Genomic DNA, 16,983 nt, shown 5'->3' with positions numbered 1-16,983 from the left:
AACCTAGATTCTCGGCCTTATAACGGCTCTGCTTGGTCCGGGATGAGGGCCGATTACTGCTCTCGCCCAAAACCTACGGACTTCCGATTATAGGCCCGCTCCGGTATACACAAGTATGACCCGGGCCCTCACTGCTTTCTTCTCGAGCTACCCCTCCGAATTCGGCAATTCAACCTGACGTAGAGAACAAAGCCGCAAACGAGCGCGACCAGCCCAGACTTCCCGCTCAGGACTTCGCCTGCCCGAAGATCACCGTGCTCCGATATTCCTGGCACACCTCGATCGACAGTACCACGTTCCAACATACCAGCAAAATCAACAACCTGAATCCTTGCCGCATGAGGTGGCAAGGTACCTTGCAGCCGCCACTTGGGTTGTACAGGTCGAGGCAACTTGTTTCAGCTGAAACGGCCTGATTGAGGCAGATAGGGCAAGCCGGCGCTCCTGCGACTACCCGCTGAGAGGCGAGCATTTACACCATCTTTGCTTGCATTGCGCATACGTCACACCTTTTGGCGTTGGATTCCGACGCGGTACTCGCAACTGGCTTACCTCCTTAATCTCGGAGTGACGAGAGTGGGGTCGTGTCCCAGGGAGTGGTGTAGCTCATTAGCAAAGCCGCTCGCGACGCGCGCTCCCCCATAGCGCTGTAGCGAGCGAGCGGCTTTGCGAGTGGTCACCGATGATTCGTCGGTAAGGTTTGGATTGCGACAGCCAACCTGACTCGAGGAACCACCGATGACCGACGACATGATGAACCTGCGCACGCTCGTAGAGAAGATCCCCGATGCTGATCTGTTGCGCGAGATGATCGGCTTTGCTGCCCACCGGCTGATGGAGCTGGAGGTCGAGGGCCTGACCGGAGCCGCGTACGGCGAGAAGAGCCAAGAGCGGCAGGTCCAGCGTAACGGCTACCGCGATCGGAGCTGGGAGACCCGCGCCGGCACCGTCGAGCTGCGCATTCCCAAGCTGCGCAAAGGCTCCTACTTCCCCGGCTTCCTGGAGCCGCGGCGGATGGCCGAGAAGGCGCTCACCGCGGTGGTGCAGGAGGCCTATGTCCACGGCGTCTCGACTCGCTCGGTCGACGACCAGATGCAGGCGAAGGGCATGAGCGGCATCTCCAAGAGCCAGGTGTCGCGGCTGTGCGGTGAGATCGACGACAAGGTGAAGGCCTTCCTCAACCGCCCGATCGAGGGCAATTGGCCCTATCTGTGGATCGACGCCACCTATGTGAAGGTGCGCCAGAACGGGCGCATCATCTCGGTCGCGGTGATCATCGCGGTCGGCGTCAACAGCGACGGAAGGCGCGAGGTGCTCGGCATGGACATCGGCCCGTCCGAGGCCGAGACGTTCTGGACCGCGTTCCTGCACAAGCTGGCGCGGCGGGGATTGCGCGGCGTCAAGCTGGTGGTCTCCGACGCCCACGAGGGGATCAAGGCGACCGTGGCCAAGGTGCTCAACGCCTCCTGGCAGCGCTGCCGCGTGGGGTCGTTGAAGAAGTGGCCCATAGATTCGCGCGATGCAGCGACCGGCCTATCATGGCCCTCGCGTCAAAGCCCGCGCTACGGCGCGATCTGAAGCCGCAAACGCATTTTGAGGGACAATCCAAGACAGAATAAGCGCAAGGAGAGCGGTTGCCAGCCGCTTGAGGTTGATGGCGGCGGCCGTCAGGTAGGCCTGGATCTTCATATTCGGTAGACCGCGCCGTACGGCGCGCGCCAGCCCATGCCAAGTTTTGGCTTCGCCGTGGAATCCCTCTGAGCGCCAGCGATGGCGTTGATAGAGATGTCGATCCTGCTTACTCCATCGCTCGCGACGGCGGCGGGCGCGCAGCAGTGCCGGATAATGGTCACCGACAACGACCGCTTTGTTAACCCGCCCTTTGGATAGGCAATCCCGCTTGAGCGGACACCGGGTGCAATCCTTCGCCTTCGCGTAAAAGAAACGGCCGTGCTTGATGGGCCGCGCGGGGCGCAAGATACGTCCTCGCGGGCACTTCAAGATGTCGTTCTTGGCATCGTACCGGAAGCGTCTGAGCGGTACGCGACTCTTGATTGGTTCGGCTTTAGCTGGGATGAGGGCATCAATGCCGCGCCGCTCGAGCGCGCCGTAGACTTTAGCGTAGGCATAGCCCGCATCGGCGGTGACGACCTTGATGTCGATGCCCGTAATCGCTTCGATCTCATCGACTTGCGGCTCGATCATCTCTCCTTCGTTCGTTTGTTCAGTCGTGACCGCGACATCCAGAATGACACCGACCTTGTCATCGACGGCAGTGTGCTGCTTGTAAGCGGGTTCCAGCCGCCGGTTTCGGGCATTCGTAGCCATTGTCGCATCGGGATCAGTCGTGCAGACCTTTTTGTACTTCCCGCTTTGCCGGCCCTTTCTCTCATCCTCGCTTTCATCTTCGCTTTGATTTTCGCTCAGCACATCCACCGCATGCTGCTCGGTGAGGCTATCCCAACTCACGTTGGCGCGGATTAGCGACGCATCGATGTGAACCACTTCGGCTGTTGCGATCTTGGCCTTCAGACAGGCCTGGACCGTGCGTTTAAAGATCCTACGGAATCGCTCTTCGCCCCAGCGCTGGCGGATGCGCGTCAGGCTGGAATGGTGCGGTAGCCGCTCATGCAGGCCATAACCAGCAAACCAGCGAATGGCGATGTTAACCTGAGCCTCTCGGATCAGCTTGCGATCGTGTACGATGCCGGTGAGCAGACCCGCGAGCATCAGGCGGACCGCGGCCTCCGGATCGACGCCCGGCCGACCGTCGTTCGCGCTATAGCGGTCGGAGACCTCTTCCCTTAGCCAAGATAGGTCGAGCACACGATCGACCCGTGCCAGCACGTGCTCATCTGGGACGAGCTGTCTGAGCGAGCCAGTGATGAAGAGCTCCAACTGATCCCGCTCCTTGCGCCCCAGCATCTCGTTTGCTCCGCCAATCGCGAATCGCCGACGAGAACGGAATCAGCCAATTGCAGCTTTTTCAACGACCCCCGCGTGCACTTCATGCGCAACGCGCTGGCGCATGCCGGCAAGAGCGGCCGGCGCGTCGTCTCCTCCTTCATCGCCACCGCCTTTGCCCAGGACCATGCCGAGGAGGCGCGGGCGCAATGGCGGCGCATCACCGACCAGCTCCGCCCCAAGCTCCCGAAGCTCGCCGCCTTCCTCGACGAGGCCGAAACCGACGTGCTCGCCTACATGAGCTTCCCAGCCGCGCATCGCGCCAAGCTGCACTCGACGGATGAGATGGACAAGCGATTTCTTCAGACCGAGACGACGACTGCGAAAATCGCTGTAAGTCCATTCTTTTGTTCGGTCGCGCGGGTCATTCTTCCGTCCCGGCCACCGATCACGCAGCCGCCGCGCGCAGGGGCGGTCAAGGCTGGCCGCATTTGCGGCTACCGCAAGGCTTGGCCATGATCCGCCCGAGCACGGCGGCTGCGTGGAACGGGACTGGCCCGGCTGGAAGTTGCCGTCAGCTGCGATTATGATTGTTGGGCGCGGGCGACCTCGTGGCGAAGCGTGACGCGTCGGCTGCAAGCGTCACCGGACTGCCCTATTTTGTCTTGCCGAACTGAGGCGCCCGCGCGCCGGTTTTTGGCCGCCGCGCTTTCCATTGCGACATGAACCGTTCGTAGCTTCGCTCCGCCTGGGCGGCAATCGACATCTCGCCATCGCGCAGCGCCTTGATGTTGCAGGTATAGGCTGGTCCACGCCGGTTGCCTTTCTGTTGCGGATGTCCGGCTTGAAGTTGCATCGCGCGGGTCTTATTGGCGACCATCGCTGGGCGGGCCCACAGGTAATCTTCGCCCCTTGTCAACAAATGCCAGCAGAGCACAGTGAGCTTCCGAGCCACGGCGACCGCGGCGATCTGGTGGCCACGCCGCGCACGGATGCGCACGAAAAACGCATGCAGTGGACCGGGCGCCTTGGCCGCTGCCCAGGCCGCCTCAACCAGTATGGCGCATGCGTGACTGCGGCCGATCTTGCTGATTCGACCGTGATGGGCGGCTCCCAGTCCCGACTGCCGCACCCTCGGGTTCAGCCCGAAATAGCTCACCAGCTTCTGCGGGCTGCTGAACCGGCTGATGTCGCCGATCGCCGCCACGATCCCGGTAGCGACTGTCACATTCACGCTGGTGATCGTCATCACTCTGTTGACCGCGGAATCGTCGATGGCGTCCTGCGCGATCTCGCGGTCGAGCAGGGCCAAGTCCTCCGCCAGCCGGTCGAGCTCACGAACGTGCCGATCGATCGCCGCGCGCTCATCGTCCGGAAACTGTTGAGCGGCCAGCCACGCCCGGCCGCGGGCATTGAAAAGATCGGCATGCGAGCACTTTGGGATCAGGTGCGCATTCAGGATCGAATGCACTTCGTTCTTGAGCCGCGTGCGATGCCGCACGACCTGGTAGCGCCGCGCCACCAGCCTGCGCTTGCGTTCGGTCTCCGCATCAGGCGTCCAGATCTGCGGCAGGGAGCCCGCCGCCTGCAGGCTGGCGAGTGTACCGGCGTCGATCTTGTCAGTCTTGACGTGCGCCTGAGCGATCGCCTTCACCTGCAACGGATTGGCGATAGTCACCCGCGCCACGAATGGCGTCAGCACCCGCGACACCGCCATGCTATTTCCAGTCGCCTCGATCACCACTTCGTCGGTCGACCGCAGACTCTTGCCCATCCTTCAAGGGCGGCCCGGGTCATGTCGACCCGGCCCGCATGTCGAAGGATGCCGTCTTTCCAGATTACCACCTCGCCGAAGGTTCGGTGAACATCGATACCAATCACGCGTCGCATCTGCGCGTCCTCCCTTCCGTTGATTATTGCGGGAGCGGCGGGCGACACGACAACTACGGACTCGCGCTCACGGCGCAACCGGGCAAGTCGCAGAGGCGGCCAGCTACTAACACGAGCTCTCGGCTCATCGTGTGTATCGGCCTGCCCGCACCTTCGTGCTCCCGGTGCCTCTGTCCCGATGGTCGCACCATACGCCACGATGTCGAACACCGCAGCGGAACGTTGGCACCGAGAACTCTCATACCGGTTACCAATCCGCTCGAACGGGTCAATGGCGAGATCAAGCGCCGCACCGAAGTGGTCGGCATCTTCCCCAATGAAGACGCCATCGACGCCTCGTCGGTGCGATCCTGCTCGACCAGAACGACGAGTGGGCGGTCCAGCGCGGCCGCTACATGACACTGGAAACCATCGCCCCGTTGGGCGATGATCCCGCCGTCAGCTTCCCGGCAATCGCCAGCGACCGATCCGGCCCATGCCGGCGAACGCGGTGACCCGCACTCAGCTACACCACGCCACGGAACACGATCTCGAATTGGTCGCAAATCATAAGAGTTTGTCGCTGATCTCGTAGCTGCAGAACTCCAAGGCCGGCCCCAATTAGACTCGAGCCAGGCTGAGTGTCAGCGCTTTTGGGTTGAGGCGCAAGGGAGAGCATCAATTTTGCCCCACGCATCGTCGCGCGGCTCTGGGCTCTTACATCATCACGCGCCCAATCGAGACCGTAACTCCACGTCCCACTGATTGGGCCGCACGAACGAGTACGGTCCATCAGGAACTTGCTGCGAGGTCCTCGAAGCAGCACAGTTCTTCGAGTAACAGAACGTAACAGCTACTCGTTGCACTACAAGCTTCTACTCTGTTGAAGCGAACCAGCGGACACTTCGCTTCTGATCGAGGCAATCAAAGGCAGCCGCGAGGATGAGCGACGGCATGCCACAATACCCATGCTCCTACCTAACACAACGGCAGACAGCGCTTCGAGATCGCCGAGAGAACAAGTCGATTCGGCTCCATCAACGAGCCCTCGTTTGAGACCCGACAAGCGGTCCTTTGGCACCCCTGCAAAGCGAGCTCGCGAACCAGCCCCTTGCGCGCGGATTAACGGCTCGATCATCCACCGCTAAACGCGCCATCTTCTCGCAGATCACAAGACGTTCGGCGTCACGGAGCATGGAGCGAACTGCGACCATGCAGCAAGGACACAGCGCTTTGCACGGCACGTGCCGCGAATCACAAATAGGTTGGCCTAAGGCCCACTCTCATCTGTTATCGTCTACGATCGTCGGGGCGGTCCGGCAGCAGCTGGTCGTGCCGAACCCGCCCCTAACATCACCACAAGGGAGGCGGGATGGTGATGCTTCTTTGTAGGCAGCAAGAGCCGTGCCTCGACTAACCAAGAGAGAAGAGGGGGACACGCTGAGAGGCGACAAGATGAACTCACTGCCCTGCATGCCGTCGCATAGAAGTAAGTTGCCAAATGAGCGTCGAGTTCTGGCCAAGACTAGATAAATTCCATGCGATGGACAGGCAGCCCGACCACGGAACGCTCTTCTGGCATTTCCTTCGAAGCGAGCCCACCGGCCATGACCACCGTTCCGCAACCATCCTTGTATTTCCCGGGGAGCGAGGCCAGCCGAGGTACGGTTGCGATGGCATTCGCGCAAGCGGTAGTCACCGCTGAGATCAGGAGCGAAACGAGCGGCCGAGGACGGTGGGCCGGCCGAGCCGGGTCCCTTTTCGTACAGAGGCGTTGGATAGCGCGCATGCGACGTTTTTTTGGGGGCACACCTCTGTGCTCCTCGTCTGAAACGAAACACCTCACCGCGCCAGCCGTGCTCGGCTGACTTGAATGAGCTAAAGCGAGAGCCCCTTGGGTCCCAACAACTGTTTGTTTTAGATCGCTCCATAACTAGCGTTGATCTCTCACAATTTGTCTTGGCTCAGCAGAGTGACTGACAAGACGCTTACCTCCCAATATTCCGCTAAAGCAAGGCCTCGCTAGACGGCGTAAATCGCCGCATCTGAGCACCGTATACGCTGGTGTTATTAGCCGCTTGACGGTGCCTTCGATACCGCTGAGAGCGGGCACCACGCTTAGCCCGGGCATGCGGCGGCCAAGAGATCTCACGATAGAACATTGCAGCGCGCCCGACTGTCATGCCCGAAGATCGGCGATCGTCTTTTGAGAACGGAACCCAAATCAACACACCTGATTCAAACGTGCCGCTTAGGTCAGGGTCTCTCGGCCAGAGCCGCTCCTAAGCGATAACGGATTTCCTCAGGAAGTTAGCGAGCTCTGGGCAACTGCGCTCGCGTGGCATCCGATCGATACCCCTTGGGCCATTTCGGCTGACCCATAGTCCCTGTTTCATTGTGATCGCCTGCTCGCGATCACAAGCGAAGACTTCCATCTTCAAGAACAGAAGTCACCGCTCTCGCCCATCAGCTGTGCATTACCCGCTAGTTCTATTGTGCTCCTAAGCACGCGCATCACCACGGCATTCTTAACAACAATCGTAACATGGCGCCTGCATGCAGCTGGTCGACCCAGCGGCACGCAACTTGCTCACCGAGCATAAAAGCGTTGGAGATCCACATGAGCAATGGCTTCGTAGCTTGTCCCCACTCAGACACCGAACAGCGGCGCATACGCAATAGGAACACCGCAAGAAAGCGCGTCAAACCCGGTCATAGAGTTGTGAATGCTCACGACAACCGCGCGACGCTGACCTCGCGATTACCTAAAAAGTTACGTCTTTGCGTTCATCCGAGCCTATGTGGACGCCGCACGCGCCTTAAACAAAGCAGGGCCTTTAGGCAGCACGTCGTTAGTTTTGCTCGCCGGCTTCCGCAGCGCCGGTCCGCCGGATACATCCCGCTCGTCCTGCACGAGTCGGAACAAGCGGCGCATCACACCGTAGGAGCGACGCCACCGCCCGCACCCAGTCTTATGCCAAAGCGCCAAGAAAGGCAGTCGCTACTACCGTCTCGGAGTGAGGACCTACAACCAAGCCCGCTGGTCCTCATCTCGGCGGCCACCGGGAGACGGATGACAGTCGATATCAGTCGGACCGCTCGTCTACCCCGCAATCAACTCCCCAAGCATGAACCCATCGCGTGGCAGCTATGAACTACGACTTGATCAATTGCGCAGCCAACACGCAGTCGCTTTCACCTCTGTTCCAAATGCTGGTAAGCAAAGCAGGAAAGCTGGGCTTCGGTTCAGTAGCATATGCGGCAGTAACATACGCCCCGCCCAAACGCCTTCGTGAAAGTCCTGCCCCCATGATCGCCTCGAACTTTCCATCCCACTGGAGTAAGCCCTACGCAGAACACGAATACGGCAATATAGACCCCGCAATTCATCGATCACGGCGTTTTTCACGCCCAATATGCTGGGAGGAGCTGTCTGCACGATGTCGATTGCTGCCAGAAGAGCAACGCGCACTGGATTTCTACAAAATAGCGGGCTTTAAGCGCGGCATAAGCGTTCCCCTTTTCGCAGCGCAGGGCCATGTATCCGTGGCGCTGTTTGCCTCCGAAAGCGATCGGGCTGATCCGAAAGGCTCCTTACTTCACCTCGCCGCACTGGCCTCTCAATTCCACATCGGTTATGGCCTTATCGCGCCCCTACCAGATGAGAACCGATATCTGAATGTTACTTTCACTCCACGTGAAAAAGAGATCCTCTTGCACGCGGCGGAAGGCAGGTCTTCCTGGCATATCGGCCGGCTCCTCCACATCAGCGGGAATTCAGTCGACTTCCACATGAAGAACATTATGCGAAAGATGGGTACAAGTACGCGCACTGTGGCAATCAGAGAAGCCTACCGCGCCGGCCTTATTCACTACGCTTCCCCAACGAACGAGGAGTGCCGCTTCTCAAAGGGACATACAGTGAAATCGAAGAACCGTACTTTGGCAAGGCAATGAAGCATGGCCGCTGCCGGGTGCCCACAAGTTCAGACGATCCCCTGAGCTTTTCTGGTCCTGATCCGACGGATGCCCGGCGCGCGAACTGCTCAGAGAATAATTCCGGTGCTACCGATCCAACGCTGCGCTTGGTCACGTCCGGCTAAGTGAGAACAACCATAGCTTGCACCCGAAGTGATGGATAGTTCGCTTACAATGCTCGACACTGCGCCGCCTAACTTGCGTGGGAGATCAACACGTTCGCTGCGCCCCGATTTCTCAGGCTCATGCCGCGCGGCAATTAGGGTGGAAGCTCCCCACCCAGATTGTCGCGCTATACAGGCTCACTTGCTTTCAAGCGAGAGGAACGGTTGATGCGACTGCGAACAGATACTCCCGATCCATCATGCGCTCGCAAGTCCCGACTGTTCGCGGATCAATCCTTGCTGATGATGCAAATGCGACGCTGGCACATTCAGGCGCTTCCCCCGGGGTGGCGATAAAAGATGCCGCCGAAGACATGCCGCTCTTCACGAATGAGGCTGGCACGGCCGCCGACTAGCGAATGCATCCCAGAAGTGCTTGTAAGCCTTGGCAAGACCGGTGCCTTCCTGATATTGTTCGCGTAAATAGGACACCGGAGCAAGTATGGCAAAACAGGTAAAAAAGAAGATTGCGCGACGCGAGTACAGTAGAGCGGACGTGAAGGAACTCCGCGCCCATTCAAGGGCCAAAACACCGGTCATTCAAATTGCAAAGCTTACAAAGCGTACCGTTGGGTCGCTGCGTCAGAAGGCGCGAAAACTTGGCTTGCCTCTCGGTCACCGGCGCTAATCAGGGTCCTAACTCGATGGCTCTCTATTATTATCCCTCTCGTAACCACGCCATTGATGATGGCATTAGCTAGTGATCCGCCCTTCAGGGGGCCTGCGCCCGAAGCAGCAGTCGTGGGCAACGACAAACCTTCGCTATCGGGCCAGTGCAATTCTCTCGTGTTCCATGTGGATTGGAACGTGCGGGGTCGTTCCCGTATTCCACAACATCTCGGTAAATTCGTCGCCCCCCGGGCAGGATGCTGCATCTCGTTCACCCTTGAAGGGAAGGGCGCAAATAGAGCTTGAGCCCCCCTAACCCGATTTGGCGGTTTCGCGATCGCATTTGATGTCTGTATCTCGTCTGGCTTGCCCAATCACAAGCGTCACATTATGCAACTCTCAAAGCATGGTGCCCCGCGGACCACACGAGCTCTGCGCCTGCCGTCACGACATCGCGTTTTGACGAGTTGAGTCTGGATTAGTGCGCTGCATCGCTCGGCTCTCACGAGCTTATCGTGGTGCGGTGATCCATTCATGTGTGTCTACCTTACAGCGATCAGGCGCGAGCATCTCCTGCAAATGGGACGCTATTTAACTTGCTCAGCCGCGAATTCGTCTCTCTTATCTTTCTGATATCCCCTGGAGCTCGCGTACGGTTTTCGATTTAATCCACCAGGTGTGTGCGGCTACCAAGTGGGTTTCAGATAGGTCGGGTAAGAGTGGATGATCGCGCTAGCTCCTGTCACCATGCGCACGGCTCTGCGGGGCTGGTTGAGCGATCCACGAGCCGAATAGCCGGCACTAGCCGAGCCGCGGCAGCGAGGGAGAGCCCCGGCAACTAACCGGATCTAGTGACTTTTATCGCGGGAAAGGCCCCCCGTCCGCCAGCGGCGGGCTCGCCACAAAGCCGTGGGACCGTGCCACGACCCTTGTCGAGGCGTGGCCCAACGCGAGCCGTCGCTGGACTTTGTGCAAGACAGGTTCTCCAGTGGATCTCAGGATGGCGCGTCGCCCGCGAACTGACGGCGATCGTCGAGCGACGCGACAAGCCAGGAATGATCGTGTCCAACCACGGCACAAGTGTAAGCGGCAGGGTGAGGCCGTCAGATGGCGTGGTTCCATGGCATAAGGGCGTGGATTTCGCTGCTCAGCCAGCCGTTGGCGATACGCTGAAGCGTGAGAGCAAGCCAGCGAGCGGATCGACGTTGTTCTTCTTCGCTGTCTGCAACAGTGTCGCGATGGTCGCCCAGGTTCGTCTGCCGCCGTCGCTGCCGGCAAACAGACTATTCTTTCTCGTAATTGTTTGTGGCCTGATGGCGCGCTCGACGATGTTGGAGTCGAGCTCGATGCGACCATCGGTCAGGAAGCGTTCGAAGATGGCACATCTGGCGTCACGACGCTAAACGCTTCTGTCCCAAACGGAGGCCACACGGCCAATAGCGATCCGAGTAGCGCTCCGGCGACACTCCCAGATCCTTCGAAGGCCGCGCACAATCCACTGAATCGCTGCGGCGATGACAACAATTCCCGCCCCTAGCGCCGCAGCGATTGCGATTCTAACTGATAGCTCGAAAGGTCTTTCAAACGAAATAAAGTCCATCAAGCGGAACACGGCGCCCTGGATCAGATAAAGGACCAGCGTACGCTGCCCAAGACCTACCGCAACGAAGAGAACCACGCGACTAGAACAGCCAAAGCGCCAGACCTGCAGCAACACTTCCATTGCAATTGCCGAGGCAGATGCAGAGCCAAGAAACATAAGCAACACTTGCTTTGTATCGTGAACCAGTACTAGGTTGTTGTAGGCGTAGGTTGTTTTGTTCCAGTTGAAATAGCACGCACAAGCCATTCCACTAAGCAAGACCATCAAGAGCGATTTGTATCGTGAGATTATGGCCGTCCGCCATTCCTTCGAATGAGCGAACACGACTCCAAGGCAAAAGAATGGGTAAGTGTATCGCGCCAATGGCACTATCGAAACTGTCAACGGAGTGAGGGCAACAAAGATCGCTGACGTGCCAATCACCCAGGCCGATACCCGGCCGCACAACGCGAAAAGACTCCTCATGACGAGGAATGAGGCAAATGTGGTCCAAATGAACCAATATGAGCCTACTAGCTCCTTCGCAAGGTCAAACAGTACATCACGCAGGCTTGTTGGCACTGACCCCGTAGCTAGCTTGAACGCCCCCAACTTGATTGCTTCGAGAAGCGTGCCGCAAAATAGCGCCGGCAGCAACAATTGCTTCACACGATCAGCGACGCTGCGCGACAGCGACTTGTAAACTAGCGCTCCGTGGGACAAATAGCCGCTTATCGCCATGAAGAGCGGCATGTGAAACATGTAGATGAACTTGAAGTAAGGCGAATGCCAATATTCGTTATTTCTACAAATAACGTATTGTATCAAATGTCCGATGATCACCAAGATGATGAGCATGCCTTTAGCAAAATCAAGGCTTAGGTCTCGCGGCGCTCCTTTGAGCGCCTGCGAACTACACTCGGTTGATTGTGCTGAGCAATGAAACATGATGCCTCGGCATGCGATTTACGACCCGCGGAGCGCCAGTTGGGCTGACCCGATCGGGCTCGAAGGCTTCCCGACCGATTGGTGCACCCTCCGACGAAACTGACGTAATCATTGCGACGAATGCGACAATTCCGCCGTTCCGTTCCTCGTCTTTGCTCATCTTTCCAGATTGGTACAATCGGTTGTATTGATGCGACACATCCAGATGGTGAATGATGTGAGACGATCGCCGCCCGGCCACCGTTACCAGAGCTCTTGCACAATTAGTCGTCTTGCTACCCGCAATCAATCGGCTGCGTTTACGCACCCCATGGTCTCCGCAATAATAAGGCTCTCCTTGAACAGTAACACTCGTGGCACGCAGTTTGCTCTTTTAGGGCAAAGCTCACGAGAATAGGGGAGGTCCGCATGCACACTTCGTCTGCATGATCCAGATGCCCGGGAATAACCAGATTCCTCATCCCGTTACTATCATGCGCCACGCAGCCTGATCGATCTCGAAGAAGAACGCAGTCTTCTCTAGCGAGGCGCCCTTAGACATTGGATGCAGGAACGTGAAATAGTGAAGTACCTGCGCTTACGCCCACAGACCCTCTTGGCGGAACGCTGCGACTGGGAGATGAAGGTCGTGATTTTGGATCACCTAGACTGGGAGCGTGTAAGGCAGCTATTGCCCGCTGACCGGTGGCGACGAGGCTGCGCAAAAACAGCTCAATCGCTGGCTCTTTTTGGTTTGATCCACGACAGCCTAAAAATACTCGAATGAACTCGGGATCGGCCTGAGGCGAAACCGCTTAAGCCGCCTTCCTGAGCACGCCCACATGCCCCAATAACATGCCGGCCACTATGCCTCACTGGCGCTGCCAACGCCAAAGCTCGTTCTGCACACTGGGAGCCGATCGCCAGGAAGGATGGAGACATGACCAAACCCATTGGAGGCGTCGGGCGCGCCGAGCAGCCGCGTGCCGGAGCCCGCTCACATAAAATGCTATATGTCCAGGTTTTGGCGGCAATTGCTCTCGGCGGCATCGTCGGCTGGCGCTGGCCGCACCTGGCCACTAATGACTGGATCAAGGCGCTGGGCGAGGGCTTCATCAAGTTGATCAAGATGGTGATCGCTCCGATCGTCTTCTGCACCGTCGTCTCCGGCATCGCCCATATCCATGATGCCAAGAAGGTCGGACGCATCGGCGTGAAGGCGTTGGTCTATTTCGAGGTCGTCTCCACCTTCGCGCTCATCATCGGCCTCATCATCGGCAATGTCGTGAGGCCGGGCGCGGGCTTCGGCAGTGCGGCGGCCAACGCGCAGGCGGTCGCCAACTACGCCAAGCAGGCCGAAGGCCAGAAGTCGGTCGACTTCATCCTGCACATCATTCCCGACACCGTGGTCGGCGCCTTCGCGCAAGGCGAGATCCTGCAAGTGCTGCTGTTCTCCGTCCTGTTCGGCTTCGCTATCCTGGGGCTCGGCGAACGCGGCCATTTGATCCGCAGCTTCATCGATGATGCCGCGCATGCGGTGTTCGGCGTGATCTCGATCGTAATGCGCGCGGCGCCGGTCGGCGCCTTCGGCGCGATGGCCTACACGATCGGCAAGTTCGGGACCGGCGCGATCCTCAATTTGATGGGCCTGATCGCGACCTTCTACGTCACTGCGGCCCTATTCGTGCTCCTGGTGCTCGGCATTATCGCGCGCCTTGCCGGCTTCTCGATCTTCAAGTTCCTCGCCTACATCAAGGACGAGCTGCTGATCGTGCTCGGCACCTCGTCCTCGGAGAGCGCGCTGCCGTCCTTGATGGAGAAGCTGGAACGTCTCGGCTGCTCAAAATCGGTGGTCGGCCTCGTGGTGCCCACGGGTTATTCGTTCAATCTCGACGGCACCAACATCTACATGACGCTAGCGACGCTCTTTATCTCGCAGGCGCTCGGCTACGATCTGACGTTCAGCCAGCAACTCACGATCCTGCTCGTGGCGATGCTGACCTCGAAGGGGGCCTCTGGCATCGCCGGTGCAGGCTTCATCACGCTGGCGGCGACGCTCGCGGTCGTAGATCCACGGCTCGTGCCGGGCATGGCCATCGTGCTGGGCATAGACAAGTTCATGAGCGAATGCCGCGCGTTGACCAACCTCTGTGGCAACGGCGTGGCCTGCGTGATCGTTGCCTCGTCCGAGGGCGAGCTCGACCGAGAGACCTTTAATGCGGCTCTGAGCTATTAGTTGCAGCCGTTATGGCCGTCATCTCGCACCCTGTCATGGCGCGGCGGCCTGCACGGTGCACAAGTTGGTATGAACATAGGTCTTGAAACCGAGCACCGGAGCCGTTCACTCGGCAGTATGTCAACGGCCATTGATGCCATCTTTGTAAGTGACGTGCCATCGTGGTGTCGCACATCAACTTAGAGAGGGCAGGGCATCGGGTCCCCACCTAAGTTTGAATGACCATAATCATCGCGAGTGCGGGTGGCCCCGTACGCCCGGCAGCACGCGGCCAGACCCCAGGCGCCACCATCGGACGGTGATTGCGCGTGTGTTGTATTTAAATGACCTTTTCGCTGGCCTCTGGAGGCCAACTATCCATTAGCCAAATATAGCCCATCATTGAAATCGATTGTACAGCCGAGGGTGGGCCGCGCAATAGTAAGCAGCAGCTCGGTGCGAGCTCGCAAATAGAGATCCCTCAATGAATATTAGGGCGCAGAACGCTACCGGAAACACGATTGTTGATACGCTCCTATTTGCCTACTGCTTGGCCAGATCTCACCGATTGTGGACGCTCTATCCAACCATAGGGTTGCCTGTCTCGCCTCCGATCGCGTGCTCTCGGGTAGCCGCACCGTTTCCTCGACCTCGCAATTTCCACTTGTGAACGCGGCTCTGAGCCAAAGGCTACTTACCCCGGTCAATGATCCGCCAGAGCCTCGCAACAGAGCTGCCATTGCCCTCTCAACGTTGTTACTCGTTACTCGACGAGTGCCCTTATTGAGCAACCCGCCAGCACCTCCCAGGCTCCTGGTTCCACCGGTTAACACACATCGCAACGAAAAGGATAAGGACAGATGCTAGAGTCGTTACCTACACTGGAAATACACCAGAAGATCGTTTCTCATCTTCGGGTCACATGCCCGGTTATCTTGGACATTGGATGCAATGATGGTAGCGACACACAGCGATTTCTTGAGCTGTGTCCAGACGCCAGCGTATACTGCTTTGAACCTGACCCTCGCGCAATAGCTCGCTTCAAGGAGAATAAGCGTCTGGCTCGACCCAACGTGGCGCTCATGCAGCTCGCCATCAGTGATCGAAACGGTACCATCGAGTTTCATCCGAGCAATGGGGACGGAGATGCGAGGGGGTGGGACTTATCGGGCTCCATACGTAGACCCAAAAATCACCTTTCAGAATATGATTGGGTTCGCTTTGATGACTCGATTCTGGTCGAGACCCAGCGACTGGATGACTGGAGCGGCGAAGCTGGTCTCAGCGGCCCTGTTGATCTAATCTGGATGGATGTTCAAGGAGCTGAGTCGGACGTAATCGCTGGCGGTCAGAAAACCCTGGGCAGAACACGGTTCATCTACACCGAGTATAGTGACCGCGAACTGTACGAAGGCCAGCTTTCACTGCGCTCCATCCTTGACCTCCTTCCCGCGTTCGAAGTGGTTACTCTGTATCCGCGAGAGATTGAGGGCGACGTTCTGCTTAGAAACAAGGTGCTCCGGTCTGTTTGAGGAAAGCCACGCTCGGCAGAGTGGATGACCGACATGCGCGGTTCGCGGGCTTGTTTGTACCGCAGCACTCCTATCGCGGGGCCGACGATGAAGTGGCAAGTTGCCGAAGCTTTGTTTGCATACCGCCTAGGGTGGCTCGTTGGCTATCCAAAGCGCGCCAGGATACGGCTCAGACAATTCCCAGCCCGGAGGCATGCATGGGCAGATCGCAGGTGGCGCATAGATCGATGCGTTCCCGTGGGAGATGCTCCGCCAGTGGCCGGCGGGCTGGCTTGCGGCGCTCGAACGATGGCACCGCCATCTTGTCCGCAGCCACCTGAGACCGGTCTGGACTGCCCAGCTTTTTCCTCCAGGCCAGCGAGCTGCAGCTCGAGCCAGTCCAGCAATGCGCCTCGCTCCGGAGGACTGTCCGAACTGCTCGTGCTGGAGCTTCTTGAGCGTGAGCTTCTCGATCTCTCGATCAGCTAGGTCCCCGCTTGCCTTCCGCCCCGCCGGCGAACCGGACTTACGTCCGCCGCGCAGGCTGTCTGCAGCGTCCGAACCGCTGATCGCGCAACCGATTTAACTCCATTGAGCGCGGCAACTCCAAGATGGTGGTCAACGACAACAGCGAGGCCGACAGCAATGGCATCATGTCGTGGGCTGATCAGAGCCGCCTAGCCTGGCACTAAATGGGGCCCGGCAAGCCTATGCAGAATGCGCATCGAAGACTTCAATGGCCAGCTGCGGGGCGAGCCGCTGTTTACGTCCCTGCCCAGGCCCGTGTCGTGCCTGGGTGCCGGCGGGCCGATTACAACGACGCGCGACCACACTCCCAGCTCGGATGGAAGACCCCGTTCGGGTTCGTCTTCACCTGCCGGGATCTGGCACTGCGCTATGCGAAGGCTCCGCGTCAGCTTGTCGCGCGGCGATCAGGATGGAAGGCAGCGTCAATCAAGGTGAGAGAGTTTCGCTGGGCTCGTGACGTAGGGAGGGCGTAGCCCGACCGGAGTTACGAGCCCAGCGTCGGCGCGATCCCGAGGAGGACCGCGCCGACTGGTGATCGCGGCCGGCGGGGTTATGCAAGTGGTTCTTCCGCCAAGAGGAATCACTCGCGTGCCCGGCCGACACATCACAGATCACCAGATGAGATGGGATGGTTGCCGCCCTCCCCAGACGGCATCGTAATGTGCCAAGAACGCAGTGTTTGAACCCCGAAGCGAA

Annotated in this window: 6 protein-coding genes and 7 pseudogenes; 8 read left to right on the top strand and 5 right to left on the bottom strand. The window is 58.8% G+C overall.

What is annotated here, in order from left to right; all coding sequences use genetic code 11:
• Positions 1-738: 738 nt before the first annotated feature.
• Positions 739-1,485, top strand: a pseudogene (locus L6637_RS40450) (IS256 family transposase); the annotation flags it as partial.
• A 51-nt stretch (positions 1,486-1,536) separates the two neighbouring features.
• Here L6637_RS40450 and L6637_RS40445 read toward each other — a convergent pair.
• Positions 1,537-2,925 (bottom strand): transposase, encoded by a 1,389-nt coding sequence (locus L6637_RS40445; protein WP_128929889.1) that lies wholly within the window; start codon positions 2,923-2,925, stop codon positions 1,537-1,539.
• A gap of 72 nt (positions 2,926-2,997) precedes the next feature.
• Here L6637_RS40445 and L6637_RS40440 point away from each other — a divergent pair.
• Positions 2,998-3,247 (top strand): annotated as a pseudogene (locus L6637_RS40440) (transposase); the annotation flags it as partial.
• Positions 3,248-3,559: 312 nt separating this feature from the next.
• On the opposite strand, the pseudogene L6637_RS40435 reads toward L6637_RS40440, so the two are convergent.
• A pseudogene (locus L6637_RS40435) lies at positions 3,560-4,776 on the bottom strand (IS110 family RNA-guided transposase).
• 252 nt (positions 4,777-5,028) lie between these two features.
• Here L6637_RS40435 and L6637_RS40430 point away from each other — a divergent pair.
• The 3 genes and pseudogenes from L6637_RS40430 to L6637_RS42960 form a co-directional block, all read left to right on the top strand.
• Positions 5,029-5,288: pseudogene (locus L6637_RS40430) on the top strand (transposase); the annotation flags it as partial.
• Between the two features lie 2,635 nt (positions 5,289-7,923).
• Complete coding sequence (locus tag L6637_RS40425; protein ID WP_128929890.1) at positions 7,924-8,730, top strand: helix-turn-helix transcriptional regulator; 807 nt, start codon at positions 7,924-7,926, stop codon at positions 8,728-8,730.
• Positions 8,731-10,344: 1,614 nt separating this feature from the next.
• Positions 10,345-10,648: pseudogene (locus L6637_RS42960) on the top strand (IS3 family transposase); the annotation flags it as partial.
• Here the strand turns inward: L6637_RS42960 and L6637_RS40420 are convergent.
• Together L6637_RS40420 and nolL are read right to left on the bottom strand one after the other, a co-directional pair.
• A pseudogene (locus tag L6637_RS40420) lies at positions 10,628-10,914 on the bottom strand (transposase domain-containing protein); the annotation flags it as partial. The pseudogenes L6637_RS42960 and L6637_RS40420 sit on opposite strands and share 21 nt — an antisense overlap.
• 9 nt (positions 10,915-10,923) lie before the next feature.
• A complete protein-coding gene (gene nolL / locus L6637_RS40415; RefSeq protein WP_128929892.1) occupies positions 10,924-12,054 on the bottom strand; it encodes a nodulation factor fucose acetyltransferase NolL in 1,131 nt (376 codons plus the stop codon).
• Positions 12,055-13,039: 985 nt separating this feature from the next.
• On the opposite strand from nolL, the gene dctA reads away from it, so the two are divergent.
• Together dctA and L6637_RS40405 are read left to right on the top strand one after the other, a co-directional pair.
• Complete coding sequence (dctA, locus tag L6637_RS40410) at positions 13,040-14,269, top strand: C4-dicarboxylate transporter DctA (RefSeq protein WP_206733223.1); 1,230 nt, start codon at positions 13,040-13,042, stop codon at positions 14,267-14,269.
• Positions 14,270-15,108: 839 nt separating this feature from the next.
• Positions 15,109-15,780, top strand: coding sequence for an FkbM family methyltransferase (locus tag L6637_RS40405; RefSeq protein ID WP_128929894.1), 672 nt, complete (start codon positions 15,109-15,111; stop codon positions 15,778-15,780).
• A gap of 169 nt (positions 15,781-15,949) precedes the next feature.
• On the opposite strand, the gene L6637_RS42955 is transcribed toward L6637_RS40405, so the two are convergent.
• Complete coding sequence (locus L6637_RS42955) at positions 15,950-16,120, bottom strand: transposase domain-containing protein (protein ID WP_476727273.1); 171 nt, start codon at positions 16,118-16,120, stop codon at positions 15,950-15,952.
• 232 nt (positions 16,121-16,352) lie between these two features.
• Between L6637_RS42955 and L6637_RS40395 the strand changes: the two are divergent.
• A pseudogene (locus L6637_RS40395) lies at positions 16,353-16,667 on the top strand (integrase core domain-containing protein); the annotation flags it as partial.
• Positions 16,668-16,983 lie beyond the last annotated feature (316 nt).

Origin of the sequence: Bradyrhizobium zhengyangense, assembly GCF_022012435.1 — a bacterium.
Lineage (GTDB): Bacteria > Pseudomonadota > Alphaproteobacteria > Rhizobiales > Xanthobacteraceae > Bradyrhizobium > Bradyrhizobium zhengyangense.
The sequence above is the reverse complement of the archived record's forward strand: the minus strand, read 5'-3'. Positions and strand labels throughout refer to the sequence as shown.

Excerpts from the sequence above, each read along its gene's own strand:
- L6637_RS40445 (WP_128929889.1), bottom strand. The coding sequence starts at position 2,925 with ATGCTGGGGCGCAAGGAGCGGGATCAGTTGGAGCTCTTCATCACTGGC.
- L6637_RS40405 (WP_128929894.1), top strand. The coding sequence starts at position 15,109 with ATGCTAGAGTCGTTACCTACACTGGAAATACACCAGAAGATCGTTTCT.
- nolL (WP_128929892.1), bottom strand. The coding sequence starts at position 12,054 with ATGTTTCATTGCTCAGCACAATCAACCGAGTGTAGTTCGCAGGCGCTC.
- dctA (WP_206733223.1), top strand. The coding sequence starts at position 13,040 with ATGCTATATGTCCAGGTTTTGGCGGCAATTGCTCTCGGCGGCATCGTC.
- L6637_RS40425 (WP_128929890.1), top strand. The coding sequence starts at position 7,924 with ATGAACTACGACTTGATCAATTGCGCAGCCAACACGCAGTCGCTTTCA.